Genomic DNA, 24479 nt, shown 5'->3' on the forward strand with positions numbered 1-24479 from the left:
GTCAGGACAGAGCTCCCATGTACCGCACCGCACTGCGCAATCTGCTGGCCCACAAGGGCCGACTGCTGATGACGGCGCTGGCCATCATGCTCGGGACCGCCTTCGTGGCCGGCAGCATGGTCTTCTCCGACACCGTCGACCAGGCCACCAGGAACAGCTACTCGACCAGCTTCGACGACCTGTCGGTGATGGTCTCCGACCCGGCGGCGTCGGCCTCCGGCGCCTTCCGCGGCCAGCGGAGCTCGGCCCAGCTGAACGAGGAGACCGTCGCCAAGGTCGCGGCGCTCCCCGGGGTGGCGAAGACCCGGGCGGTGGTCGGTGACTTCACCGGTGTCGCCGACAAGCAGAACAAGCTGATCGGCCCGGCGTGGAGCGCCAGGTCCGCGAACTTCGTGCCGGACGTCTCCGGCAACGACCCGCGCTACCCGATGGTCCAGGGCCGCGGCCCGCGCGCCACCGGCGAGATCGCCCTCGACCGGAAGACCGCCGAGTCCGGCGGTCACCAGGTCGGCGACACCGTGCGGATCGCCACCAACGGCCCGGCCGTGGACGCCCGGCTGACCGGGATCTTCACCACCACCGACCCGATGGTCGCCGGCGGCGGCTCGCTGACCCTGCTGGACACCGCCTCCGCGCAGCAGGCGCTGCTGACGCCCGGCCAGTACAGCAGCATCGAGGTCACTGCCGAGCCCGGCGTCTCCGCCCAGGCGCTGCGCGAGCAGATCACGCCGGTGGTGGCGTACAGCAAGCGGTTCACGGTGCAGACCGCCGAGCAGCTGCGGACCGCCCAGTCCGAGATGATCTCCCGCCGCACCCACAGCCTGGAGCAGGTCCTCCTCACTTTCGCCGCGGTTTCGCTCTTCGTCGGCATCTTCATCATCGCCAACACCTTCACCATGCTGATCGCCCAGCGGACCAAGGAATTGGCGCTGCTGCGCGCGATCGGTGCCGCTCGGTCCCAGGTCACCGGGTCGGTGCTGGCCGAGGCCGCGCTGATCGGCCTGGTCTCCGCGGCGGGCGGCCTGCTGGTCGGCATCGGCGTCGGCGCCGGCCTCCAGTGGGGCCTGAAGTCGGTCAACCGGGGCATGCCCACCGGCTCGGTGGTCGTCTCACCGGGCACCACCGTTACCGTGCTGGCCGTCGGCGTGCTGGTCACCGTGGTCTCCGCCCTGCTGCCCGCCGTCCGGGCCTCCCGGATCGCGCCGGTGGCCGCGATGAGCAGCGGCGACCAGCCCACCACCCCGAAGAGCCTGCTGATCCGCAACAGCATCGGCGGGCTGATCACCGCCCTCGGCCTCGGGCTGATCACGCTCGGCATCGTGTCCGACCACAGCAAGCAGCAGTTCATCCGGCCGGGTGCGCCGCTCGCCGCGATCGGGATCCTGATCCTGCTGCCGCTGCTCTCCCGTCCGGCGATCGGCCTGGCCCGCCCGGTCCTGGTCCGGCTGTTCGGCACCCCCGGCAAGCTGGCCGCACTGAACGCGGTACGCAGCCCGCGCCGCACCGCGGCCACCGCCGGCGCGATCGCCATCGGCCTCACCCTGGTCACCGCGATGACCGTGGTCGGCGCCTCGGTGACCGACGTGACCGCCCGATCCGTGGACGGCGCGGTCAAGGCCGACCTCGCCGTCGCCATGACCAACGGCCGAGGACTGTCCGCCCAGATCCCCGCGGACATCGCCAAGGTGCCGGGCGTGACCTCGGTCAGCGCCGTCACCTCGATGAACGCCAAGGTGAACGGCAACCCGCACACCGTCGAGGGCCTGGACGCGGACACCTTCGACCAGCTGGTCAAGCTGTCCATGACGGCCGGCTCCGCCGACACCCTGAAGCAGGGCCAGCTGCTGATCGACGCCGGCCTGGCGAAGAGCGAGGGCCTCGAGGCCGGCTCGACCGTCAAGATGAGCAACCCCGACGGGACGGAGAGCGCGCTGACCGTCGGCGGCGTCTTCGAGAACAACCAGTTGCTCTCCCCGGTCCTGCTCGCCAACTCCGTGATCGCCGCGCACAACCCGCAGCCCTTCATCGTCCAGGCACTGGTCAAGGGCACCAACGGGCCGACCCGGGAACTCAAGCAGGCCATCGCCACCGCCACCGGGAACAACCCGGTGATCGTGATCCGCGACAAGCGGGCCATGGCGGACGACTACAGCTCCACCGTGAACGCCGCGATGAGCCTGCTGTACGTCATGCTCGGCATGTCCGTGCTGGTCGCGGCCCTCGGCGTGGTCAACACCATGGCGATGTCCGTCTTCGAACGCAAGCGCGAGATCGGCCTGCTGCGCGCACTCGGCCTGGACCGGGCCGGCATCAAGCGGATGGTCCGACTCGAATCGGCCGTCGTCTCGGTCTTCGGCGCCGTGGTCGGCATGGCCCTCGGCAGCTACCTGGCCAAGGCCGCGGTCAGCACCCTGTCCGTCCCGCTGCCCGGCATCAGCACCGTGCTGCCGTTCGGGGAGCTGCTCCTGTTCCTGGTCTGCGCCGGCGCGGTGGGCACCATCGCCGGCCTCTGGCCCGCCCGGCAGGCCGCCGGGACGGACATCCTGCACAGCATCAACGCGGCCTGAACCGACCGTCCCTGACGGCCGGACGGACCACCGGCACTAGCTCCGGGACAGGACGGTGTCCGTCCAGCGGCGGAGCAGGGTGAGCAGGGCCGTGAGGCGTCGTATTCCGCCCGGGAAAGCGGGCAGGAGCAGGACGGCGGGCAGGCAGGCCACGGTCACCAGGATCATGGGCAACAGGGCCAGGGCCACGACCACTGCGCGCTGGCAGGCGGCCAGCTGTCGGACGACTGCGGTGAACATCAATGCGCCTTTCGCTGCGGGGGGTTGAGGGTTTCTCCTAGTCTTCGACGCAGGCCGAGAGTTGCACCAGGCGCAACGGGTTGCCACTTCCCGGCAACGGCCGGGGAGGGGAGCCCGTGACGCTCGAACCGCAGGGCGGCGAGCCGGAAGTCGCCGCCTTCACGGCCTTCCTGGGGCAGCTGTTCCAGGCCCTGGGGATCTCGCTCACCCGCTACGCCGCTCGCTGCAACTACGACAAGGGCACTGTCTCGCGGTACTTCAGCGGGGTGCGGATCGCTCCGAAGGACTTCGTGGACGAGTTGCTGCGTCAAGTCGCCGAGACCACGGGGGAGTCGGTCACTTCCGAGGTGCAGGAACACGTCCACCGGCTGCGGATGGAGGCGTTGCGGGTGCGCAACGCCTCCCGGCACGAGGTCGAGGAACTGCGCGACCGGCTCGGGGCGGCGGAACGCGAGCTCCAGCTGGCGGGGGTGCGGGAACGGCACCTGCTGCGCTCGCTGGCGGCGACGGAGGCGCAGGCGCAGCAGGCCGAGCAGCGCTACCGGCAGTTGGAGGCGGACCGGGCCGCGGCGCGTTACGGGGCGGGCGAGCTGGAGCGGTGGGCGGACGGGCCGGACACCGAGCCCGCCCGGGAGGAACTGCGGTCGCTGAAACGGGAGTTGGACCTGCTGCGGGCGGAGCTGGCGCGGGCCCAGTCGCTGCGCCACGACGCGGAGGAGCAGTGCGTTCGCCTGGAGGCCCGGCTGCTGGCGGCAGAGGCCGCGCTGGCCACCCAACGGGCGCGCCACGAGCGGGAGTTCAGGTACCGGGCGGAGCTGGAGTCGCCGGCGGCGGTGCTGACGCGGGAGTTCGGCCGCAGGGTTGGCACCACCGTGGACCTGGACACCACGATCACCGAGCTGTGCGAGGTGTTCGTGCCGGGCTGGGCCGACCTGGCCACGGTCTATCTGCGGACCGAGTTCGTCTTCGGCTCCCACCCGGAGGACGAACTGCCGTGGCGGAACAGCAGGTTTCAGCTGGCCGGTCACGCCGGGGACAGCGACGGCCTGCTCGGGCTGTCGCCGCGGATGGGCGCGGTGCTGAGCATCGGGCCCGGCACCCCGATCGGCCGCGCCCTGCAGGGCGGCGAACCCGTCCTCACGCTGGTGGACGAGGGTCACGAACCCGGCCCGGAATCGTCGGTGCTGGCCCTCCCGCTGACGGTTCGGGGGCGGGTGTTCGGGGTGCTGCAACTGTTGCGGATGTCCAGCCGGGTGCCGTTCGAGTCCGCCGACGTTCCGCTGCTGCGCGGACTCGCCGAGCGCGGGGCGCTCCTGCTGGACAGTGCGCGGCTGCACCAGGCCGAGGCGCGGCTGGCGGAGGCCCTGCAGCGTTCGATGATCCCGCCCGACCCGCCCAGGATCGCCGGTGTCCGGACCGCACACCGCTACCTGCCCGGCGACCGCAAGGCCGGGGTGGGCGGCGACTGGTTCGACGTCATCCAACTGGCCGGCCAGCGGGTCGCCCTGGTGGTCGGCGATGTGATGGGCCACGGTCTGGAGGCCGCCCAGACGATGAGCCGGCTCCGCGCGGGGGTGCAGGCCTTCGCCCTGCTCGACGTACCGCCCGCACAACTGCTGCGGCACCTGGACGACTTGGTCCTGCGGCTCGGTGTCGCCCAGCTGGCGACCTGCCTCTACCTGGTGTACGACCCGATCGCCCGGCGCTGCGAGATGGCCTCGGCCGGCCATGCGCCCCCGCTGCTGCGCCACCCGGACGGCAGCGTCGAGTGGCTCGCCGTGCCCTCCAACCTTCCGGTCGGGACCGGGGGGCTGCCGTTCGAGGCCATCACGGTGGACGTCCCGGACGGAGCCATGCTGGTGCTCGGCTCCGACAGCCTGCTCCCGCTGCACGACTACGACGGGTTCGGGGAGTTCGCCGACCGCTGCGCCGACCTGATCGGGCCGGAGTCCACACCCGGCCAGGTCTGCGCGGACCTGCTGGACGAACTGTCCGCGACGGCCCGCCGGGACGACCTCGCCCTTCTGGTGGTGGGGCTCGACGGCATCCCCGCGGAGCGGGTGGCGCACTACCTAGTCGTGCTGGGGGAGCAGGAGGTGCGGGCCGCCCGGCGGTTCGTCCGGGACCGGATCGCCGAGTGGGGCCTGGAGATCGACCTCGACCTCGCCGAACTGCTGGCCGGTGAACTGATCACCGACGCCGTGCTGGTGGCGAAAGTACCTGTCGGGGTGCGGCTGGTGTACACCGATCGCCTGCTGGTCGAGGTCACCGACGACCACCACCGGCTCCCCGTCCTGACGGCAGTCGATCCGCTCGACGAGGAGGCCGATCGCGGTCTCCTGATGGTGGCCTGGTCCGCCGACGGGTGGGGGGCCGAGCTCCGGCCGGATGGGCGGACGGTGTGGTTCGAGCTGCGGCCCCGGGAGCGTTAGCGCGTCAACTCCCTGAGAAGCGGCCGGAATTCGGCGAACGCCGGGATGTCGGCCGGCGGGTTCCCGGCGGGCATGACTTTCGGCAGATCCGCAGGTGGGGGCGGCCCCCGTAGGGTCGTGGGCATGCGGATGAGTGGGGCGGCGCTGCCGGTGGTGGCGGCGGGGTGTGTCGGGCTGGGTGTCACGAGCCTGTGGTGGGTGTTGCCGGCGGTCGGGTTGTCGTTCCTGGCGGGGCTGCGGACGGAGCGGGTGCGGTCGGCGGCGGTGGTGTTCGCCGTGCTGGTGGCGGGCGGGGTGCTGGTGGTCGGGTCGGTGCCGGCGTGGATCCTGTTGGGGCTGCGGTTCGTCGTGCTCGCCGTGTGCACGGGGATGGGGCCGTGGTTGCTGGGCCGGTTCTGGCGGCAGTCGCAGGAGTTGGTGCGGGCCGGGTGGGAGCGGGCGGAGCGGCTGGAGCGGGAGCAGCAGTTGGTTGCCGAGCAGGCGCGGTTGCGGGAGCGGGCCCGGATCGCGCAGGACATGCACGACGCCCTCGGGCACGATCTCAGCCTGATCGCTCTGCGCGCCGGGGTGTTGAAGCTCGCCCCCGACCTTGCGGAGCCCCACCGGGAGGCGGCCCAGGAGATCCGGGCGGGTGCGGCCGCTGCCGTCGATCGGCTGGGCGAGGTGATCGGGATCCTGCGGGACGAGGGCGACGCGGGTCGCGGGCCGGCCGACGCGGACATTCCGCACCTGGTGGCGGAGGCGGCCGCGGCCGGCCTGGCCGTCCGTTCGGAGATCACCGGTGAGCCGGACGGGTTTCCGCGCGCCACCGAGCACGCCGCGTACCGGGTGGTGCAGGAGGCGCTGACCAACGCGGCCAAGCACGCCCCGGGGGCGGGCGTCACCGTGGAGGTGGCGTACGCGTCCGAGGGTGCCCGGGTCAGGGTGGCCAACGGCCCGGCGCCCGTCGCCCCGGGAGTGCCGGCGGCGGGCGGTGGGCGTGGCCTGGTCGGGCTGGCGGAGCGGGTCCGGCTCGCGGGTGGGAGCTTCGCGCACGGTCCGGGAACGGACGGCGGGTTCGAGGTGGTGGCCGAGCTGCCGCGCCGCCCCGCCGGGCCCGTTCCGCCGGGGCCCGCCGCCCCGCCGTCGCCGGTGCGTGAACTGCGGCGCGCCCGGCGCAGGGTCGGCCGGACGCTGGCTGCCGTGGTGCTCGTCCCGCTGGTGACGGCCGTGCTGCTGACCGTGGCGCTGCGGGTGTGGACGCTGTACGTGGTCAGCCTGTCGGTGCTGGACCCGGAGGTGTACGCCACCCTCCAGGTGGGGCAGGACCAGGCCTCGGTCGAGCGGGTGCTGCCGGGCCACCGGCTGCCGTATCAGGTGCCGAGCGGGCCGTCGACGCCCGCGCCGCCGCCGGGGGAGGGCGTTTCGTGCGTGCACTACGCCATCACCGCGCAGCTGTTCGTGGACCGGGCGGACGACGCGTACCGGCTGTGCTTCCAGGACTCCCGGCTGGTCTCGCGCGACGTGCTCGTCTCCTGACCATTCCCCATACGTGCTGAACGACCGACAGGAGTTGCTGATGACACCCGCACCGATCCGGGTGCTGCTCGCCGACGACGAGCCGATGATCCGCGCGGGGCTGCGCGCCGTGCTCACCACCGACCCGGGCATCGAGATCGTCGCCGAGGCCGGGGACGGCCGGGAGGCCGTCGAGCTGGTCCGGCGTCACCGGCCGGACGTCGCCGTGCTGGACATCCGGATGCCGGGGACGGACGGCATCGCGGCCGCCGCCGAGATCCGTCGCAGCGGCCTGGCCACCGGGGTGCTGATGCTGACCACCTTCGGCGAGGACGACTACATCCTGCGCGCGCTCAGCGGGGGCGCGAACGGCTTCCTGATCAAGTCCGGCGAGCCCGAGGAACTGCTCGCCGGGGTGCACGCGGTGGCCGCCGGGGCGGCCTACCTCTCACCGAAGGTGGCCGCCCGGGTGGTCGCCCACCTGGCCGCCACCGGGGCCGGTGGCCCCGCCGACCGGCGTGCCGGAGCCCGGGAACAGGTGGCCGCCCTGACCGTCCGGGAACGGGACGTGCTGACGCTGATCGCGGCCGGACTGTCCAACGGCCGGATCGCCCGCCGGCTGGGCGTGGTCGAAGGCACCGTGAAGGCCCATGTGAGCTCCATCCTGGCGCGGTTGGGGGTGGCCAACCGGGCGGCGGCCGCCGTCCTCGCGCACGAGGCCGGGCTGACCCTCGGCGCGAACTGCGCGGGCGGTCCGCGGGACTGAGGCCGCGGGAGTCGACAGCAGCCACCCGAGCACCGGCACCCCGGTCAGGGCCGACACGGCGCGGGTGGCCGCCGGCCGCAGGGCGAGGACCACGGCCGCCGTGACCGTTCCGCCGAGGGCGGCGCCGGCGAGCACGTCGTGCGGGTAGTGCACCCCGGCAGCCACCCGCAGCGCGGCCGTGGCCCCGCCGACGGGGACGGCCAGCAGCGCCCAGCGCGGGCGCAGCAGGACCAGCCCCGTCGCCAGCGCGACCGCCAGGGTGGCGTGGTTGCTGGGGAACGACCAGTCACCGGGCGGCGGGCAGTCGCCGACCGCCGTGCCGGGCAGCCCGGTCAGTGCCCGGCAGGGCCGCTCCTCGTCGAGGAGCACCTTCAGCACCTCGCTCGTCCCGTAGGCCAGCACCGTGCCGAGCCCGACCAGCGCCACCCCCGCGACCACCCGGGCGGCCCGGCGGGCCCGGGCCGTCCACCAGCAGTACGTCAGCAGCAGCCCCAGCACCAGCAGCCCGGCCTCGGTGGCCGGCTCCAGCAGCGCGGCCACCGCGTGCGGGGCGTCGCCGACGGCCTCCGCCACCCGGCGGTAACCGTCGGCCGACCACCGCGCCGGTTCCGTTCCGCCTTGCTTCGGCGCCAGCAGTACCACCGCCCCGGCCCCCGCGCTGAGCACGGCCGCGGCGAGGACGGGCCTGGCCCCCGTCCCGGATTTCCTGTGCGTGTACGTCATGGTCCGGACGGTACGAGCCGGGGTGCCCGTGTGGCCCGGCCCGAAAGTCAACCGGCACCCCTGACGATGGTCAGGGTTGACACCAGCGTGTCAGCTCATCAACTCCAGGAGCAGCGGCCGGAATTCGGCGAACGCCGGGGTGCCGACCGCAGGGTCCTTCGCGGCCTCGTCCCAGCGGCGGACGGTCACGGCGTCGGCGGCGAACGGGCCGGCGGCGAACTCCTCGGCCTCGGTGGGCGTCATCGGGCCGCCCTGGAGGCCGAGGGTGTGGACGGAGGCGGGGGAGAGCTTGGCGAAGTAGTCGGGTTCGGCGGTGCAGAGGTAGCGCTTGGCGGGGACGTGCAGGCGGACGGGCTCGGTGACGGCGGTGGGGAAGTACCGGGAGAGCCAGCCGGCGGCGGTGTCGCCGTGGCGGTTGTCGGTGCCGGCCATCAGCTTCAGGCCGCTGCCGTGGAAGTGGCCGATGTCGTGGAGCAGCGCGGCGGCCACCAGCGCGGGCGGGGCGCCGGCCGTCCGGGCCAACTGGCCCGCCTGGAGCATGTGTTCGGCCATGGTGACGGCTTCGCCGAGGTACTCGCCGGCACCCTCGCCCGCGAACAGGGCCTCCAGTTCGTCGAGCGCGGCGACGTTGCGGCGCAGCACGGAGAGGGTCGAGGAGAGCGAGTCGAGGTCGGCGTAGCAGCCCTGGAGGTGGCGGCCGCCGGCCTGTTCGAAGGCGGTGCGGGCGTGCAGCAGGCGGGTGTTGTCGAAGATCAGGCAGTCGCCCGGGCCGAGCCGGAACTCGAGCTGGAGTTCCGGGCGGAGGGTGATCGCCGCGAAGCGCCGGTACGCGGCGTAGAAGGCGTCGAGCTCCGCGCCGTCGAGCGTCCGCAGGGTGTCGATGGAGCGGTTGTTGAAGCGGATCTCGCGGATCGCGCCGCGCGGGTCGAGCCCGATCATCGGCAGCTCGGCGGCCAGGTCGGCGGTGCGGTCCCGGTAGCGGAACGGCACCGGGGTGCGGGCGAGCAGCGCGAACGCCTCCGGGTCCTCCTCGCGCAGCAGCGCGGCGGCGCGGAAGCCGTCCACCAGGCCCGAGTCGCCGCCGGCGGCCTCGTTGCGCAGGCAGTGCAGCAGCTGGAGGGTGGGGACGGGGTCGCGGTACGGGTTGTCGGTGTGCGGGGCGATGGCGGCGTCGGTGAACGCGAAGTTCACCGCGTCGGGCTCCACCCGGACGTCGAACAGCTCGCCGTAGTTGGTGTCCCGCACATACCCGAACGTCCGTGCCACGGCGAGGACTTGACGCTCCTCCACCGGGACGCCGCGGAGCACCGCGAAGCCGGAGCGGCGGACGGCGGAGAGGACGGCGATCCTCTCCTCCGGGTCGGACAGGTAGCTCGACCAGTCGGCCTCGGGCAGGCCGCGGGCGAAGTCGGCGGCCTCCCACAGGCGCTTGCCGTGTTCGGTGCGGTGGTCGCCGGCCGCGTCCTCGGGCGCGTCCCAGCCGGTCGGGTAGTGCGAGCGGTGGCCGTCGGACCACACCACGCTCAGCCCGCTCTCGTCCCGGTGCGCCTCGGTGGCGGTCAGGCCGTCCGGCAGGTCGCCGATCTGGAACCGCTTCTGCCCGCTGCGCGGGTTGCGGCACTCGGTGCACGGACAGTTGTCGCGCAGCCAGTAGGGGTTGGGGACGGACATGGGAGCAGCCTCCGGTTGTACAGACAACTTCGCGGGGCTGCTCAGCCAAGTCCGCGCTTGCGTACACCGGTTGCCCAGGCGGTGAACGGTCGGCCACCGGAAGCCGAACCCTGTCCGTGGGGGGCGCTAGCGTGCGAGGCATGACGCTGGACCTTGCCCGTGACCTGCCAGCCGCCCTCGGCCAGGAGGACCCGCCGACCGTCGCTTGGCCGAACGTCGCGCCGTCCGTGCAGCTCCAGGTTTCCTGGCTGGAACACTGACCGACGTCAGAAACCGTGCACCGACCGCCAGGCGTCGAGCGCGGGCACCGTTCGCTGCCCGACGACGGTCGGTGCGAGCGTCGGCTTCAGCCGGGTCATCGCGTGGACGACGTCGATGAACGGGGAGTCCAGCAGGGCCCGCGCCACATCGTCCGCGTGCGGGTCGCCGTCCTGGACCAGGGTGAACCAGTCGCGGATGTTGGAGCAGGCGCGGTGGAAGGCGTCCAGGCGGCCCTTGACCAGGTCGCCCCGGTTGAGGCCGAACACCTCGATCGTGCGCCGGCCTTTCCGGGACCCGACGACCGGTTCGTACTCGCCGCTCCTCAGGAACAGCACCAGGTGGTCGGCGGGGTCCTCGGCGGTCGGGTCGATCAACAGGCAGGTGCCGTCTGTGTCGACCGGGTACGCGTCCCGCTTGGCGTTGCTGTTGCAGAAGGAGCAGGCGAAGAGGTGGTTCGGCCAGTCGAACGCCCGCAGCGGGGCGCTGTCGATCGGTTGGAAGTGGTCGATGCCGGTGCCCCGGCTGTCGTCGCAGTACATGCACCGGAGGTTGCCGCGGGCCATCGGTTCCAGGGTTCGGTGGATGTGCTGCTTGGGTGCCGCGGCCCGCTTCCAGTGGTCGCGGGCCGTTTTCGAGTCGCCGCCGGCCGCCGCCACGCGTCCGGTCCACTTGGTCAGCAACTGCGCGGAGTCGGCCGGCAGGGGTGTGCGGGGGAGCGGGATCACCGGTCCGGCTCCAGCCTGGCGGACACCTCGGCCACCCTGCTGCTCAGTGAGCTCGTGAGTCGCTCGCCGAGTTCCTGGTACTCGGCGATCTCCTCGGCGGAGGCCGTTTCGGCGTACACCTTGCGCTCCAGCGCGACCAGCCGCCGGCGTTGCCCTTCGGCGCGGTTCGAGTAGGGCGTCTCCAGGCCGAACAGCTCCGAGAGCACGGCGTCGTCGCCGCTGCCGTAGACGACCCGGTGGTAGAGGTCGTCGTCGACGACCACTGCGGGGTGCTGCTCGTCGACGCCCGGGAGGCGGATCAGGCTGCCCGGGTCGGCGGCCTGGCAGATGTAGGGGCTGTGGCTGGTGACGATGAACTGGATCGCCGGGAAGTGCTGCCGCAGCCAGTCGCCGATCTTGCGCTGCCAGGTGACGTGGAGGTGCGCGTCCACTTCGTCGATCAGCACCACGCCGGGCAGGTGGACCGCGATGCCTCCGCCGGGGATCGGCTGGGAGAGCAGGGTGCCGTAGGTGCTGTGGAGTTGGCGCACGATGTCGAGCACCAGCGCCACCACCGTTCGATAGCCGTCGCTCATCTCCCGCAGCGGGAAGCCCCGTCCGTTCCGGCCGTGCTCGCGGACCCACAGCCCGTCGGCCGTCACCCGCTGGATCTGGTACTGGTCCGGCAGCAGCCCGTCCTGGAGCAGGCCGAGCACCTTTGCGAGCAGTGCCGCCGCTCCGCCTGGCCGGTCCTCCTCCTCGTACGCCCGCAGCCGCAGGTCGATGAGCCAGGCCACGCCTTCGGCCAGCGAGGCGTCCTCGTGGAACAGCGTGGCCAGGCGACCTCGAGGCCCCTGATTGATCATCAGGCGCTGGGCCTCGCTGGACCCGCCGGTGAGTCGCCGGAACGGGCCGTAGCCGGCGCAGAACCAGCCGAACGAGTTCTCCGCCCAGGGGCCCCGGGAGCCGCTCTTCGTCGTGCTGGGGAAGGCGCTCAGGGCGGGGCGGGCGGGGTGATCGGCATCGGCGGGCGGAGGTGTCCAGCGCAGTCCCAGCGAGATGGGTCCCTGCGGGGTCTTGCCTGCTCCCGCGAAGCTGTCCAGCGGCGATTTGTGGGTCACCTCGATGTCCACCGCCCCCTGCCTGGCGCCGGTGGTGACCCACCCGGTGAAGTCCGGCACCAGGGTCTGGGCGACGCTCGGGCCGCTCACGGCCAGGGCGATCGCCTGGAGCACGGTGGACTTGCCCGAGCCGTTGCGTCCGGCCAGGACGGTCCAGCCGCTGCCGCCCGCCAGCGGCAGGTCCACGGCGCGCTTCCCGGTGAAGCCCTTCACGTTCCTGAGCTGGACTCTGGTGATGTACATCCGTGCTCCCTCGTCGTCCCGGACCGCCGCCGCAGGCTGTGGCGCAGCGTCAGATCGCCTGCTCCCAGGCCTCGGTGGCTGCCGCCACCGCTGCCGCGGCCGAGACGTCGGTGGCCTGGGCGAGGGCTTCCAGGGTGGCGATGACCGTTTCGGCGGTGGCGGCCGGGCCGTAGTGGTTGAGGCGGAGCATGGTGGTGGCGAGGGCGCCGCCGCCGGCCTGGACGGGCAACTGGGGGGCGTGGCGGCGGAGTTCGGCGGCGAGTTCGGTGGCGTCGAGGCCGTCGGCGGTGCGCAGGGTGGTGGCGACCGGGGCGGCGTGCTCGGCGAGGCGGACGTACGGGGTGAGGGTGCCGAGGGCGGTGGCGCCCGCGCGGGTGGCGGCGGCTGCGGCGCGGTGGCGGGCGATGACTGCGTCGAGGGTCTCGGCGGTGATCGCGTCCAGGCACTCCTCGAGTGCGAGCATCTCCAACTGGGCGGGGGCGTGGGGCAGTTGGGTGCGGCCGGCGTCGGTCCAGCGGGCCTTCCAGTCGAGCAGCGAGAGGTAGGAGCGGCGCGGCGCGGCCGGGTTGGCCTCGATCCGCTGCCAGGCCCGCTCGCTGACCGAGACGGCCGAGACGCCGGCCGGGCCACCCATCGCCTTCTGGCCGCCGATCACGCACAGGTCGATGCCCCAGGCGTCGGTCAGCAGCGGCTCGGCGGCCACCGAGGCCACCGCGTCCAGCATCAGCAGCGCGCCGTGCTCGCGCACGACGGCGGCGATCTCGGCGACCGGGTTGGTGTTGCCGGTGGCGGCCTCGGCGTGCACCAGCGAGACGAAGTCGATCTCCGGGTTGGCGCGCAGCGCGTCCGCGACCTGCTCGGCGGTGACGGCGGCGTCGAACGGCGCGGCCAGGTCGACGACCTTGGCGCCCGCGTCGCGCAGCCAGCCGCCGAAGGTCTGGCCGTAGGGGCCGGTGATCACGTTCAGCGCGGTCGAACCCGGGTGCGCCGCGCCCTTGATCGCCGCCTCCAGCGGCAGCAGCGCCTCGCCCTGGGTGACGATCACGTCGGCCTCGGTGTGCAGCAGCGCCGCCACCTTGTCCTCGATCGCGGCGAACCGGTCGGCGGTCATCGGGGGAAGGTCGAGCAGCATGCGGGGAGGCCTTTCGGGCAACGGGGTTTCGCCGGGGCGACGAGGGGGTCGCCGTCGAACAGTGTGCCGCAGATCGCCCCGTGCGCCCGCACGGCTGCCGAGTACAGTGCCAGGCATGACAGACGGTGGGGTGCTGCACATCAAGGGCCGGGTGCTGGTCGGGCCGGAGGACGTCCGGGACGAACTCTGGGCGGTGGACGGCCGGGTGACCTTCGCGCGGCCCGCCGCCGAACCCGCCGCCACCCTCACCGGCTGGGCGCTGCCCGGCCTGGTCGACGCCCACTGCCACGTCGGACTGGACGCGCACGGCGCCGTCGACCGGGCCACCAGCGAGAAGCAGGCCCTCACCGACCGGGACGCCGGCACCCTGCTGATCCGCGACGCCGGCTCCGCCGCCGACACCAGGTGGATAGACGACCGCGCCGACCTGCCGAAGATCATCCGGGCCGGGCGGCACATCGCCCGCACCCGCCGCTACATCCGCAACTACGCGCACGAGATCGAACCCGGCGACCTCGCCGCGTACGTCACCGCCGAGGCCCGGCGCGGCGACGGCTGGGTCAAGCTGGTCGGCGACTGGATCGACCGCGGCGCCGGCGACCTCGCCGCCTGCTGGCCCGGCGACGCGCTCACCGAGGCGATCGCCGCCGCGCACGCCGAGGGCGCCCGGGTCACCGCGCACTGCTTCGCCACCGAATCGCTGCCCGACCTGCTGGCCGCAGGCATCGACTGCATCGAGCACGCCACCGGCCTCACCGAGGAGTTGATCCCCGCCTTCGTCGAACGCGGCGTGGCGATCGTCCCCACCCTGGTCAACATCGCCACCTTCCCGGGCCTCGCGGACGGCGGCGAGACCAAGTTCCCGCAGTGGTCCGCGCACATGCGGCGCCTGCACGAGAACCGCTACGCGACGGTGGGCGCGGCCCACGACGCCGGCATCCCGATCTACGTCGGCACCGACGCGGGCGGCTCGCTCGCCCACGGCCTGGTCGGCGAGGAAGCACTGGAGCTGACCAAGGCCGGCCTCACCCCCACCGAGGCCCTCGCCGCCGCCACCTGGTCCGCCCGCGAGTGGCTCGGCCGCCCCGGCCTCACCGAGGGCGCCCCCGCCGACCTGGTGATCTACGACGCGGACCCGCGCGCGGACCTGCGGGTGCTGGGGGCGCCGCGGCACATCGTGCTCAACGGCCGGGTGGTGTGAGTGATGCGGATGACGGACGAGGAAGCCCTCGCCTGGTGGGAGACGCTGCCTGCCGACGTCCGTGAGCAGGTGGACGGGTTGGTGCTGCAGTTCCGGCTGGTCTGGGCGATGAAGATCCTGCTGGACGCGGGGCGGGTCAGCCATGGGATCGGGCTGCACCAGGCCCAGGCGATCGTCGGGGCGCGCTGCGAGCACTACGGTGACCGGGTCGCGAACCCCGCGAACGTTCCCCTCGATCCGGCGGCGGTGGAGCGGCGGGCCGGGGAGGTCGACGAGCGGGTGCTGGCGGTCGAGGCGGTCTGGGACGGGGACACCGTCCAGAACTGGTTCGTCGACCTGGTCGCGGTCGGCGGGAGCCGCGACCACCGGCTGGTGACCGTGTACTGGAGCAACGCCGCCCGCTACCTCGGCTCCGACGACCGGATCGACGGCCGCCCGCACATCGCGGTCGCCGCCGAACGGATCGGGCGTGGCGTCGCGGCGGAGCTCGGCGTCCCGTTCCACTTCGGCAGCCCCGACCGGCCGGACGACGAGGCCCCGCGCTGGGTGCGGCCGCGGGCGACGCCGTGATGACGGGCGAGGAGGTTCTCGCGCTGTGGGAGGCGCTGCCCGCCGAGGCGCGTGAGCAGGTGGACGACCTGGCGCGGAAGGACAAGACGTACGGGATCGTGGTGCTGCTGCAGACGGCCCACGGCTTGAGCATTCCGCAGGGGTTGGGGATCGCTGTCGCCCGCCACGCGCTGCTGCGGCCGCCGGTCCCGGACGGGCCGGTGGATCCCCGGGTGCTGATCCGGAAGGCCGGGGAGGTCGAGGAGCGGGTGCTTGCGGTCGAGGCGGTCTGGGCCGGTGACTTGGCGCACGGCTGGTTCGTTTGGCTGTTCGCGATCGGTGCGACGCGGGACCACCCGCTGGAGCCTGTGTACGCGAGCACGGCGACTCGGCACCTCGGCTCGGAGGAGAGCGACGACGGGCGGCCGCACATCGCGGTGGCGGCGGAGATGATCGGCGTCGCGGTGGCAAGAGCGCTCCGGGTGCCGTTCCACTTCGCGAGCCCCCGCACGCCCGACGGCCGTGCCCCGCGGTGGGTGCGCTGGACCTCGTGAACTGGCGTTGTCGGTGCGGCCGATAGGCTTTCGTCATGGCTGCTCGACCCTTGCACGAAATCGTTGAACCCGGCTGGGCCCAGGCCCTCGCGCCGGTCGCCCCGCAGGTCGCCGCGATGGGCGACTTCCTGCGTGGTGAACTCGCCGCCGGGCGTACCTACTTGCCGCCGGGGCCGCAGGTGCTGCGGGCCTTTCAGCAGCCGTTCGCGGACGTCCGGGTGCTGATCGTCGGTCAGGACCCGTACCCGACACCGGGTCACGCCGTTGGCCTGAGCTTCTCGGTCGCGCCGGAGGTGCGTCCGATACCGGCGAGCCTGGTCAACATCTACCAGGAGTACGGCAACGACCTCGGCTTCCCGCCGCCGTCCAACGGTGACCTGACGCCGTGGGCGAACCAGGGCGTCCTGCTGCTCAACCGGGCGCTGACCACCCAGACCCGCAAGACCAACGGCCACCGCGGCAAGGGCTGGGAGGCTGTCACCGAGCAGGCCATCAAGGCCCTCGCCAACCGCGGCGGCCCGCTGGTGGCCATCCTCTGGGGCCGCGACGCCCGCGAACTGCGCCCGTGGCTCGGCCAGGTCCCCAGCATCGAGTCGCCGCACCCCAGCCCCTACTCCGCGTCCAGCGGCTTCTTCGGCTCGCGGCCGTTCAGCCGCGCCAACGACCTGCTGGTCCGCCAGGGCGGGCAGCCCGTGGACTGGCGCCTGCCGTAACTGTCCGGGGCACATGGGTGGCCCGGGTTCGGGGCCCGGGCCGGTGGGGTCAGTGCTGGGCGACCTGGAAGCAGGCGACGTCGTACTGGGACGGTGCGCCCGCGTTGTTGTAGGCCGCTCCGCCGGTGCCGCCGTTGGTGCTGCCGAAGCCGGGCTCGTTGAAGACCGAGCCGGGTGAGGTGCCGGAGTGTCCGGGGGCCCCGGCGCCGGTGCCGGGGGTCTCGAAGCTCTGGCAGGACTGGTTCGGGGGTCCGGTCCCGCTCGGGTTGGCGGCGGCCATCGCGGTGGCCGCGCCGCCGAGGCAGAGCAGACCGGTGAGGAGCCCTGTCGCCACGATGCGCAGCATTTCTCCTCCTTCGGTGGAAACGTTCACGTGAAGCCGGACGGCTTCACGTCTCCCCACCCGTGAGTACGTACCGTGGCGGCGAAGTGTTCAGCGTCGCCGCCCGCAGTCCGAACTCCCGGCCGGGTGGCGGCGGGTGGCGCACAGGGTGGGGCCATGGCCGACACGATTCGGGTGGTGCTGATCGCGGACGACCAGGCGCTGCTGCGCGGCAGCTTCCGGCTGGCTCGGTCCTCACCACGGGTGTAGGTGTGGGGTATGGCGCGGTTCGGTACCTGGCGAGCCGCCCTGTCGCGTGGCAGAGAGGCGGCTGCAGAACCGCGGTCGTCGGGCTCTGCGGCTGATCGGGGCGGTTCCGGCCGGCGACGGCGCGCGGCGTTCCTCGTCCCGCGCAGCCTCGCGGGCCGGGTGTTCGTGATGCAGCTGGTGGTGGTGCTGCTGCTGGTCGTGACCGCCCTGGCGGAGCTGCTGGTCCAGGCACACGACGACATCAACGAGAGGGCCCGGAGCCGGGCGATGGCCGTCGCGCAGACCTTCGCCAACTCGGCCGGGGTGGTGCCCGCACTGGCCACCAGCAACCCGTCGGCGATCCTCGAGCCCAAGGCCCTGGCAGCGTCGCAAGCCTTGGGCGACACGGGCATCCAGGTCATCAACGCGCAGTACGTCCGCGTGACCGACCGCTACCCGTACCGGGTCGGCACGATGGTGGAGCCCAACATCGTGCCCACCCTGTCCCGCGACCATCCGAACTTCGCAATCGTGCACACCAGCGCCGGTGGGAAGCAGATGGTCGCCCGGGTCCCGGTCTACGACAACGGCCGGTTCGTCGGGTGGGTGGCCGCGAGCACTCACATCAGCGACATCAACGGTGTCGTCGGCATGCGCGTGCGCGTCCTCACCATCGGGGCTGCCGGTGCGCTGGCGGTGTCGGTGCTGGGGACGGCCTTGATCAGCCGGAGGCTCAACCGGCAGACCCGGGGCCTGGGGCCGGCCGAGATGACCCGGATGTACGAGCACCACGACGCGGTGCTGCACGCGGTACGCGAGGGCGTCGTGATCGTCGACGGTGAGGGCCGGGTGGTGCTCGCCAACGACGAAGCGCGGCGCCTGCTGGATCTGCCGCCCGACTGCGAGGGCCGCTTGGTGCCGGAGCTGGGTCTGGAGTCGCCGACGGCGGACCTGCTGGCCGGTGGCACCACGGTCAGCGACGAGGTGGTGGCAGCCGGAGAGCGGCTGCTGGCGGTGAACATTCGGCCGACCGGCCAGGTTGACGGCCCGCCCGGCAGCGTGGCCACCCTGCGTGACACCACCGAACTGCGCAGCCTGTCGGGACGGGCGGAGCAGGCACGCGGCCGCCTGCGCCTGGTGCACGAGGCCAGCACCGCCATCGGGACGACCCTGGACGTGACCCGCACCGCCGAGGAGCTCACCGAGGCAGTCGTGCCCCGGTTCGCCGACTTCGTCACCGTCGACCTGGCCCCCGGAGTCGTATCGGGCGAAGAGCCCACCGAGCGGGACTGCCGTGAGGTGGTCCGCGTGGCGATCGGCGGCATCCGTGACGACGCCCCCTTCTTCCCGATCGGCCGCACCATCGCCTTCGGCCGGGCCACTCCCCAGGGCTGGAGCCTGGGCACCGGACGCGCCAGGCTCGCACCCCGTCTCGCCGACGACGCCGCGTGGCAGGACGTGGACCCGCCCGCCGCCCGCGCCCTGCTGGACCACGGCGTGCACTCGATGATCGCGGCCCCGCTGCTGGCCCGCGGCATCATGCTCGGGGTGGCCGAGTTCTGGCGCGCCGACACCACGGCACCCTTCGAGGAGGACGACCGCTCCGTCGCCGAGGATCTCACCGCGCACGCCGCCCTGTGCATCGACAACGCCCGCCGGTACACCCGCGAGCACACGCTCGCCGCCACCCTCCAACGCCGCCTGCTGCCCGGCGAATTGCTGCCGCAAGCCGCCCTGGAGGTCGCCCACCGCTACCTGCCCGCCCAGGAAGGGGCCGGCGGCGACTGGTACGACGTGATCCCCTTGCCCGGCACCCGGGCCGCCCTCGTCGTCGGTGACGTCGTCGGACACGGGATCCACGCCGCCGCGACGATGGGCCGCCTGCGTACCGCCGTGCACAACTTCTCCGCTCTCGACATCCCCCCGGACGAACTCCTCGGCCACCTCGACGAACTCGTCCAACGCATCGACCGGGAAACCGCCGACGCAGAGGACACCATCACCGGCGCCACCTGCCTGTACGCCATCTACGACCCCACCGCCGGTCACTGCACGCTGGCCACCGCCGGCCATCCGCCGCCCGTCGTCGTCCACCCCGACGGCAGCGCCTACTACCCGGACATCCCCCAGGGGCACCCTCTCGGCCTGACCGCTCTGCCTTACGAGACCGCCCGGATCGACCTGCCGCCGGGCAGCCTCCTGGTCCTCTACACCGACGGACTCATCGAGAGCCGCGAGCAGGACATCGACAGCGGCCTCCAGCTGCTGCGCGAGACCGTCGCCCACCCGCACCGCACCCCGGAGGAGACCTGCACCGCCATCCTGCGCCGCCTGCCGCCCGCCCGTCAGAACGACGACGTCACCCTCCTGGTCGCCCGCACCCGCACCCTCAGCCCCGGCAGCATCGCCGAATGGGACGTCCCCCAGGACCCCGCCGCAGTCGCCCACGTGCGCGCGGCGGTCAACGACCAACTCGACGCCTGGGGCATCGAGGAAGAAGCCTTCGCCACCGAACTCATCCTCAGCGAACTGGTCACCAACGCCGTCCGCTACGGCGCCCCACCCATCCACGTGCGCCTGATCCGCGACGCCGCCCTGGTCTGCGAGGTCTCCGACGGCACCAGCACCGCACCCCACCTGCGCTACGCCGCCACCACCGACGAGGGCGGACGCGGACTCTTCCTCGTCGCCCAACTCGCCGACCGATGGGGCACGCGCTACACCGAAACCGGCAAGATCATCTGGAGTGAACAAGCACTTGATCACGTCTCCCCGCCCGTGACTACGTAGCGCGGCGGCGAAGTGTCCGGCGTTGCCGCCCGCAGTCCGAACTCCCGGCCGGGTGGCGGTGGGTGGCGCATAGGGTGGGGCCATGGCCGACACGATTCGGGTGCTGATCGCGGACGACCAGGCGCTGCTGCGCGGCAGCTTCCGGCTGCTGGTGGATTCCACGCCCGGCATGACGACGGTGGCGGAGGCCGCCGACGGGGCGGACGCCGTCCGGCTCGCGCGCGAACTGCGGCCGGACATCGTGCTGATGGACCTCCGGATGCCCGCGCTCGACGGCATCGCCGCCACCCGGGAGATCTGCTCCGACCCCGAACTGGCGGGTGTCCGCGTGCTGGCGCTGACCATGTTCGACCTGGACGAGTACGTGTATCCGGCGCTCCGGGCGGGGGCGAGCGGCTTCCTGCTGAAGGACGCCACGCCGGCCGACCTGGTGGCCGGGATCCGGACCGTCGCGGCGGGGGAGGGCGTCCTGTCGCCGACCGTGACCAGGCGCCTGATCGCCGACCTGTCCTGGAGCGCCGGACCGGCCAGGCCCGAGCCGCGGCTGGTCGGGCTGACCCGCCGCGAGCACGAGGTGCTGGTGCAGATCGCCAACGGGCTCTCCAACCAGGAGATCGCCGGGCGGCTGGTGGTCAGCCTGCCCACGGTGAAATCCCATGTCGGCAGCCTGCTGGCCAAGTTGAGCGCCCGGGACCGCGCCCAGCTGGTGATCATCGCCTACGAGGCGGGGGTCGCCGAGCCCGGCATGCCGCAGCTCTGACGCCGGCGGCGAGTTAGTGTCGGCGGCATGGTGTCCGCATTCCGAAAGGCTTACGTGGTACGGCAGTTGATCGCGATCGACGCCGGCGTCGCGCTGGGGTTGGCGTTGCTGCCGGCGTTGTCCCCGTTGCGGCGGCAGGTCGGGGACGGTGTGCCCGGGTGGATGCTGTGGGCGGCTGCCGCGGCGGTTCCGTTGGTGGTCCGACGGATCTGGCCGTGGCCGGTGTTCCTCACGGTGCTCGCGGTGGCCGTGGCCTCGGTGCCGCTGGGCCTGGCGCCGACCGCGTTCCTGGCCGCCGCCTTCGCCGCGTACCCGGTCGCGCTGCTGACCGGTCCGCCGCCGTTCGGGCGGAGCGCGGCGGTGATCGGCGGGACGAGCGTGGCGGGCGTGGCCCTGCTGACCGTCGGCGGCAGCCCGCACTACCCGGGCGGGACGCAGGCCGTGCAGGTGCTCTTCGGCGTGCTGGTGCTCGGCGCCACCTGGGCGGCGGGCCTCGCCGTGCGGGAACGCCGGGAGGGCGTGCGCCGGACGATCGAGCAGGCCGGGGAGCGGGCCAGGCGCGAGGAGCGGCTGCGGATCGCCCGGGACATCCACGACGTGGTCACCCACAGCGTGGGCCTGATCGCCGTCAAGGCGGGCATCGCCAACCACCTCGCCGCCACCCGCCCGGAGGAGGCCGGGCTCGCGCTCACGGCCATCGAGGAGATCAGCCGCAAGGCGCTGAGCGACCTGCGCGCGACGCTCGTCGTGCTGCGCGGCGAGGACGGCCACGACGGGGGCGACCTGCGGCCGGCCCGGGGTCTGGCCGACCTGCCCGAGCTGGTCCGCGCCGCCGAACTGGCCGGGGTGCGAGCCGAGTTGACGACGCAGTGCGCGGTGGAGCCGCCGGGCGGGGTCGCGCTCGCCGGGTACCGCATCGTGCAGGAGGCGCTGACCAACGCCGCCAAGCACGCCGCCCCCACCCGCTGCCGGGTCCGGGTGGTCGCGGCCGACGGCGAGCTGACCGTCGAGGTGGCCGACGACGGGCCGTCCGACGACGGGCCGTCCGACGGCCGGTCGGCCGGGCCGGTGCCTGGCGGCGGCCTCGGCCTGCCCGGCATGCGCGAGCGGGCCCGCGCCCACGGCGGCACCCTCACGGCCGGGCCCGGCGACGGCGGCGGCTGGACCGTCCGCGCGGTGCTGCCGTACTGACGAGAACTCATCCCCAGGTAGGGGTTCGGGCGGCGGCCCGGCGCGGGCGGGACCGGACCGGGGCCCGATGTGGCGCCGGCGTGGCCCGCCGAGACTGGACGGCGTGATCGACGTCAACGACCTGACCAAGCGGTACGGCCCGCACACCGCCCTGGAGGGGCTGACCTTCGCCGCCCGGCCCGGTGCCGTGACCGGGTTCCTCGGCCCGAACGGCGCCGGGAAGACCACCACCATGCGAATGATCCTCGGCCTGACCCGCCCGGACGGCGGCAGCGCCCTGATCAACGGCCTGCCGTACCGTCAACTGCCCTTCCCAGCACGGCAGGTGGGCGCCCTGCTGGAGGGCGGCGGCGCGCACCGCGGCCTCACCGCCCGCGACCACCTGCGCTGGCTGGCCCGGAGCAACGGCATCGCGCCCGAACGGGTCGGCCGGATGCTCGACCTGACGGGCCTTGGCGCGGCGGCCGGCAAGCGGGTCGGAGCACTGTCCCTCGGCATGTCCCAGCGCCTGGGGCTGGCCGCGGCGCTGCTCGGCGACCCGCCGGTGCTGGTGCTGGACGAGCCGGTCAACGGCCTCGACGCGGAAGGCATCCGCTGGCTGCGGGAGTTGCTGCGGACGATGGCCGTCGAGGGGCGCACCGTGTTCGTGTCCAGCCACCTGATGGCGGAGATGTCGATGGTCGCGGACCGGCTGGTCGTGGTCGATCACGGCCGACTGGTCGCGGACGCCCCGCTGGAGGAGTTCCTGGCCCGGCACGCCCGCGCCCACGTTCAGGTCCGAACCCCCGAACCGGCGCTTCTGGCAGCCGAGTTGCAGCGGGCCGGCGCCACCGTGCAATGCGCTGCGGACGGCAGCCTTCAGGTCACCGGGTTGCCCGCGGCCGAGATCGGCCGACTGGCCGCCGCCCGCGGCCGAGATCGGCCGACTGGCCGCCGCCCGCGGCCTGCCGCTCGACGAACTGGCCACCCGGACCGACTCGTTGGAGGAAACCTTCCTCGCCCTGCTCGCCGAGAGGAACACCGCCCGTGCCTGAGACCCTGGCCGCCCTGCGGGGCGAACTCGTCAAGCTGCGCAGGGTGCGCGGCACCTTCCTCTCCCTGCTCCTGTTCGCCCCCGTCAGCCTGGCGATCGGCGCCCTCGACGGCGCCTCCGCCCGCTCCGCGCTGGAGTCGCACAGCCCGCTGCTGCGCGCCGACTTCACCCCGGAGCAGACCGGCCTGGACGGCATCGGGTACGGGCAGCTCGCCCTGATCGTCTTCGCGGTGCTGGCGGTGGCCGGCGAGTACGGCTCGGGCATGCTGCGGACCTCGCTGCTGGCGGTGCCCGACCGGGGCCGGCTCTACCTGGCGAAGACCGTCGCGACGGCCCTGGCGGCCCTCGCGGTCGGCGCCCCCGTGACGGTCGCCGGGTACCTGGTCACCCAGTACGCGCTCGGCCCGCACGGTGCGGGCCCGGGCGCCGACGGCGTCCCCGCCGCGCTGGTCGGCGCGGTCGGCTACCTGGTGCTGATGAGCCTGTTCGCGGCCGGCCTCGCCGCGGCGGCGCGCAATGCCGTCGTGCCGCTGGTCGTCCTGCTGCCCATGGTGCTGGCCGGCTCGCACCTGCTGTCGCTGCTCGGCGCGACCAGGGAGCTCGCCCGCTACCTGCCGGACCGGGCCGGGGCGGAACTGCTCACGGTCGGCTCCCACGACCAGCTCCGGGGCCTGCTGGTGCTGCTTGCCTGGACGGTCGCGGCGCTGGCGCTCGGCCTGCTGCGGCTGCGGCGCTGGGACGGCTGACGGGTCACCAGTTGTCGGTGGTGCCGAGGGCATGCGCCGGACCATCGAGCAGGCCGGGGAGCGAGCCAGGCGCGAGGAGCGGCTGCGGATCGCCCGGGAGATCCACGACGTGGTCACCCACAGCGTGGGCCTGATCGCCGTCAAGGCGGGCATCGCCAACCGCGTCTCCGCCACCCGTCCCGCGCTGGCGCTCGGCCTGCTGCGGCTGCGGCGCTGGGACGGTTGAGAGGTGGCGGGTCACCACTTGGAGGTGGTGCCGAGGGTGACGGTGGCGCCGGTGTCGGTGCCGGCCACGAAGACGCACACCTGGTAGGCGTCGAGCAGCGAGCCGTGGGTCCGGCAGGCCGACCAGCCGCCGCGGCTGTCGGTGGCGAGCGGCCAGCCGGAGGCCGTCAGGTGGCCGCGGACCTGGTCGAGGACCTGGCCGGCGTTCTGGCCGGAGGTGCCGCCCACGTCCAGGCCGTGCTCGCAGAAGTCCGCGGAACCGCTGCCGCAGCCGGAGCGCTCGGAGGTGATCAGGAGCCCGGCGGGCAGCGGGGCCAGCTCCGAGGCGGCCGGGGTCTCGGCGGGACGTCCGTTGTCGTGCAGGAACGAGCCGAACAGCCAGCTCGCCGCCCCCATCAGCAGCGCGCAGCCCACCATCAGCGCGGCCGCGAACCCCCGGCGGTCGCCGCTCTCGCCCTTGTGCACGGGCCACACCAGGGCCAGACCCACCAGCGGCACCACGGCCAGGACGCAGCCGGCGCCCACCAGACCCGTCCAACGCACCTGCTGGGGAAGCCAGTTCAGCATTCCGGCCGCCGCTGTCAGCGTCGCCGCCGCGAGCACTGCCGCGATCACCGGCCTGGCCCACCCCTTCGGTGCCGCGAGCAGCCAACAGCCCAGCGGTACCGCCAAGATGATGATTCCCACCGTCATGGTTGGTCACTCTGCCCTGTGACCCGTCCCGCTGGGAAGGCTCCGATGTGTGCCGGAATCCCTCCGGAAACGGTCAGTCCGGATCGTCAACCTCAC

Annotated in this window: 21 protein-coding genes and 2 pseudogenes; 15 read left to right on the forward strand and 8 right to left on the reverse strand. The window is 73.3% G+C overall.

The annotated features are described in order from the left end of the window. The first annotated feature begins 17 nt into the window (after window positions 1-17). Window positions 18-2567: an ABC transporter permease gene (locus tag ACFYST_RS16260; RefSeq protein WP_387862829.1), complete on the forward strand. Its 2550-nt coding sequence runs from the start codon at window positions 18-20 to the stop codon at window positions 2565-2567. Between the two features lie 36 nt (window positions 2568-2603). Here the strand turns inward: ACFYST_RS16260 and ACFYST_RS16265 are convergent, their stop codons facing one another. Beyond that, window positions 2604-2807, reverse strand: a complete 204-nt coding sequence (locus tag ACFYST_RS16265) for a hypothetical protein (RefSeq protein ID WP_387646310.1) — start codon at window positions 2805-2807, stop codon at window positions 2604-2606. Window positions 2808-2923: 116 nt separating this feature from the next. On the opposite strand from ACFYST_RS16265, the gene ACFYST_RS16270 reads away from it, so the two are divergent. The 3 genes from ACFYST_RS16270 (at window position 2924) to ACFYST_RS16280 (ending at window position 7502) form a co-directional block, all read left to right on the forward strand. After that, complete coding sequence (locus ACFYST_RS16270; protein ID WP_387862832.1) at window positions 2924-5239, forward strand: SpoIIE family protein phosphatase; 2316 nt, start codon at window positions 2924-2926, stop codon at window positions 5237-5239. Between the two features lie 123 nt (window positions 5240-5362). Then, entirely contained in the window at window positions 5363-6757 is a 1395-nt protein-coding gene (locus ACFYST_RS16275; protein ID WP_387862835.1) for a sensor histidine kinase, read from the forward strand. A gap of 40 nt (window positions 6758-6797) precedes the next feature. Further along, window positions 6798-7502, forward strand: a complete 705-nt coding sequence (locus tag ACFYST_RS16280) for a response regulator (RefSeq protein WP_387646665.1) — start codon at window positions 6798-6800, stop codon at window positions 7500-7502. A 141-nt stretch (window positions 7503-7643) separates the two neighbouring features. On the opposite strand, the pseudogene ACFYST_RS16285 reads toward ACFYST_RS16280, so the two are convergent. Beyond that, window positions 7644-7940: pseudogene (locus tag ACFYST_RS16285) on the reverse strand (phosphatase PAP2 family protein); the annotation flags it as partial. Between ACFYST_RS16285 and ACFYST_RS16290 the strand changes: the two are divergent. Further along, complete coding sequence (locus ACFYST_RS16290) at window positions 7906-8085, forward strand: hypothetical protein (RefSeq protein WP_387646683.1); 180 nt, start codon at window positions 7906-7908, stop codon at window positions 8083-8085. The pseudogene ACFYST_RS16285 and the gene ACFYST_RS16290 sit on opposite strands and share 35 nt — an antisense overlap. A gap of 230 nt (window positions 8086-8315) precedes the next feature. Here ACFYST_RS16290 and ACFYST_RS16295 read toward each other — a convergent pair whose 3' ends face one another. From ACFYST_RS16295 to ACFYST_RS16310, 4 genes are all read right to left on the reverse strand, one after another. Continuing rightward, window positions 8316-9896: a TauD/TfdA family dioxygenase gene (locus ACFYST_RS16295; protein WP_387862837.1), complete on the reverse strand. Its 1581-nt coding sequence runs from the start codon at window positions 9894-9896 to the stop codon at window positions 8316-8318. A 266-nt stretch (window positions 9897-10162) separates the two neighbouring features. After that, on the reverse strand, window positions 10163-10882 hold the full coding sequence (locus ACFYST_RS16300; RefSeq protein WP_387862838.1) for a hypothetical protein: 720 nt from the start codon (window positions 10880-10882) through the stop codon (window positions 10163-10165). After that, window positions 10879-12225 (reverse strand): AAA family ATPase, encoded by a 1347-nt coding sequence (locus ACFYST_RS16305; RefSeq protein WP_387862840.1) that lies wholly within the window; start codon window positions 12223-12225, stop codon window positions 10879-10881. Before ACFYST_RS16305 ends, ACFYST_RS16300 begins: the two co-directional genes overlap by 4 nt. Window positions 12226-12274: 49 nt before the next feature. Continuing rightward, window positions 12275-13357: a pyridoxal-phosphate-dependent aminotransferase family protein gene (locus ACFYST_RS16310; RefSeq protein ID WP_387646290.1), complete on the reverse strand. Its 1083-nt coding sequence runs from the start codon at window positions 13355-13357 to the stop codon at window positions 12275-12277. 115 nt (window positions 13358-13472) lie between these two features. Here ACFYST_RS16310 and ACFYST_RS16315 point away from each other — a divergent pair, with 115 nt between their 5' ends. Genes ACFYST_RS16315 through ACFYST_RS16330 form a run of 4 tightly spaced genes read left to right on the forward strand, consistent with a single transcriptional unit; the run spans window position 13473 to window position 16374 of the window. Further along, window positions 13473-14558: an amidohydrolase family protein gene (locus tag ACFYST_RS16315; RefSeq protein WP_387862842.1), complete on the forward strand. Its 1086-nt coding sequence runs from the start codon at window positions 13473-13475 to the stop codon at window positions 14556-14558. Window positions 14559-14567: 9 nt separating this feature from the next. Further along, complete coding sequence (locus ACFYST_RS16320) at window positions 14568-15128, forward strand: hypothetical protein (protein ID WP_387862845.1); 561 nt, start codon at window positions 14568-14570, stop codon at window positions 15126-15128. Beyond that, window positions 15128-15661 carry a hypothetical protein gene (locus ACFYST_RS16325; protein WP_387862848.1) on the forward strand — a complete coding sequence of 178 codons (534 nt, stop codon included), beginning with the start codon at window positions 15128-15130 and terminating at the stop codon, window positions 15659-15661. Before ACFYST_RS16320 ends, ACFYST_RS16325 begins: the two co-directional genes overlap by 1 nt. A 35-nt stretch (window positions 15662-15696) precedes the next feature. Beyond that, complete coding sequence (locus ACFYST_RS16330) at window positions 15697-16374, forward strand: uracil-DNA glycosylase (RefSeq protein WP_387862851.1); 678 nt, start codon at window positions 15697-15699, stop codon at window positions 16372-16374. Between the two features lie 49 nt (window positions 16375-16423). Here the strand turns inward: ACFYST_RS16330 and ACFYST_RS16335 are convergent, their stop codons facing one another. Further along, window positions 16424-16720 (reverse strand): hypothetical protein, encoded by a 297-nt coding sequence (locus tag ACFYST_RS16335; RefSeq protein ID WP_380485970.1) that lies wholly within the window; start codon window positions 16718-16720, stop codon window positions 16424-16426. Window positions 16721-17134: 414 nt separating this feature from the next. Between ACFYST_RS16335 and ACFYST_RS16340 the strand changes: the two genes are divergently transcribed. From ACFYST_RS16340 to ACFYST_RS16365, 6 genes and pseudogenes are all read left to right on the forward strand, one after another. Continuing rightward, window positions 17135-19735 (forward strand): SpoIIE family protein phosphatase, encoded by a 2601-nt coding sequence (locus ACFYST_RS16340; protein ID WP_387863028.1) that lies wholly within the window; start codon window positions 17135-17137, stop codon window positions 19733-19735. Window positions 19736-19817: 82 nt separating this feature from the next. Further along, window positions 19818-20495 (forward strand): response regulator, encoded by a 678-nt coding sequence (locus tag ACFYST_RS16345; RefSeq protein ID WP_387646280.1) that lies wholly within the window; start codon window positions 19818-19820, stop codon window positions 20493-20495. Window positions 20496-20522: 27 nt separating this feature from the next. Continuing rightward, entirely contained in the window at window positions 20523-21686 is a 1164-nt protein-coding gene (locus ACFYST_RS16350) for a sensor histidine kinase (RefSeq protein ID WP_387862854.1), read from the forward strand. 67 nt (window positions 21687-21753) lie between these two features. Next, window positions 21754-22293 (forward strand): annotated as a pseudogene (locus ACFYST_RS16355) (ABC transporter ATP-binding protein); the annotation flags it as partial. A gap of 419 nt (window positions 22294-22712) precedes the next feature. Continuing rightward, window positions 22713-23465 (forward strand): ABC transporter permease, encoded by a 753-nt coding sequence (locus tag ACFYST_RS16360; RefSeq protein ID WP_387646272.1) that lies wholly within the window; start codon window positions 22713-22715, stop codon window positions 23463-23465. 31 nt (window positions 23466-23496) lie between these two features. Further along, entirely contained in the window at window positions 23497-23691 is a 195-nt protein-coding gene (locus tag ACFYST_RS16365) for a histidine kinase (RefSeq protein ID WP_387862857.1), read from the forward strand. An 11-nt stretch (window positions 23692-23702) separates the two neighbouring features. Here the strand turns inward: ACFYST_RS16365 and ACFYST_RS16370 are convergent, their stop codons facing one another. Beyond that, window positions 23703-24383, reverse strand: a complete 681-nt coding sequence (locus tag ACFYST_RS16370; RefSeq protein ID WP_387862859.1) for a hypothetical protein — start codon at window positions 24381-24383, stop codon at window positions 23703-23705. Between the last annotated feature and the right edge of the window lie 96 nt (window positions 24384-24479).

This window comes from Kitasatospora sp. NPDC004614, from assembly GCF_042873675.1.
In the GTDB taxonomy this organism is placed as follows: domain Bacteria; phylum Actinomycetota; class Actinomycetes; order Streptomycetales; family Streptomycetaceae; genus Kitasatospora.

Coding starts and splice junctions, on each gene's coding strand:
- ACFYST_RS16330 (WP_387862851.1), top strand. CDS start 15,697: ATGGCTGCTCGACCCTTGCACGAAATCGTTGAACCCGGCTGGGCCCAG.
- ACFYST_RS16295 (WP_387862837.1), bottom strand. CDS start 9,896: ATGTCCGTCCCCAACCCCTACTGGCTGCGCGACAACTGTCCGTGCACC.
- ACFYST_RS16265 (WP_387646310.1), bottom strand. CDS start 2,807: ATGTTCACCGCAGTCGTCCGACAGCTGGCCGCCTGCCAGCGCGCAGTG.
- ACFYST_RS16320 (WP_387862845.1), top strand. CDS start 14,568: ATGACGGACGAGGAAGCCCTCGCCTGGTGGGAGACGCTGCCTGCCGAC.
- ACFYST_RS16370 (WP_387862859.1), bottom strand. CDS start 24,383: ATGACGGTGGGAATCATCATCTTGGCGGTACCGCTGGGCTGTTGGCTG.
- ACFYST_RS16325 (WP_387862848.1), top strand. CDS start 15,128: ATGACGGGCGAGGAGGTTCTCGCGCTGTGGGAGGCGCTGCCCGCCGAG.
- ACFYST_RS16280 (WP_387646665.1), top strand. CDS start 6,798: ATGACACCCGCACCGATCCGGGTGCTGCTCGCCGACGACGAGCCGATG.
- ACFYST_RS16275 (WP_387862835.1), top strand. CDS start 5,363: ATGCGGATGAGTGGGGCGGCGCTGCCGGTGGTGGCGGCGGGGTGTGTC.
- ACFYST_RS16365 (WP_387862857.1), top strand. CDS start 23,497: ATGCGCCGGACCATCGAGCAGGCCGGGGAGCGAGCCAGGCGCGAGGAG.
- ACFYST_RS16340 (WP_387863028.1), top strand. CDS start 17,135: ATGCAGCTGGTGGTGGTGCTGCTGCTGGTCGTGACCGCCCTGGCGGAG.
- ACFYST_RS16260 (WP_387862829.1), top strand. CDS start 18: ATGTACCGCACCGCACTGCGCAATCTGCTGGCCCACAAGGGCCGACTG.
- ACFYST_RS16310 (WP_387646290.1), bottom strand. CDS start 13,357: ATGCTGCTCGACCTTCCCCCGATGACCGCCGACCGGTTCGCCGCGATC.
- ACFYST_RS16345 (WP_387646280.1), top strand. CDS start 19,818: ATGGCCGACACGATTCGGGTGCTGATCGCGGACGACCAGGCGCTGCTG.
- ACFYST_RS16305 (WP_387862840.1), bottom strand. CDS start 12,225: ATGTACATCACCAGAGTCCAGCTCAGGAACGTGAAGGGCTTCACCGGG.
- ACFYST_RS16350 (WP_387862854.1), top strand. CDS start 20,523: ATGGTGTCCGCATTCCGAAAGGCTTACGTGGTACGGCAGTTGATCGCG.
- ACFYST_RS16315 (WP_387862842.1), top strand. CDS start 13,473: ATGACAGACGGTGGGGTGCTGCACATCAAGGGCCGGGTGCTGGTCGGG.
- ACFYST_RS16335 (WP_380485970.1), bottom strand. CDS start 16,720: ATGCTGCGCATCGTGGCGACAGGGCTCCTCACCGGTCTGCTCTGCCTC.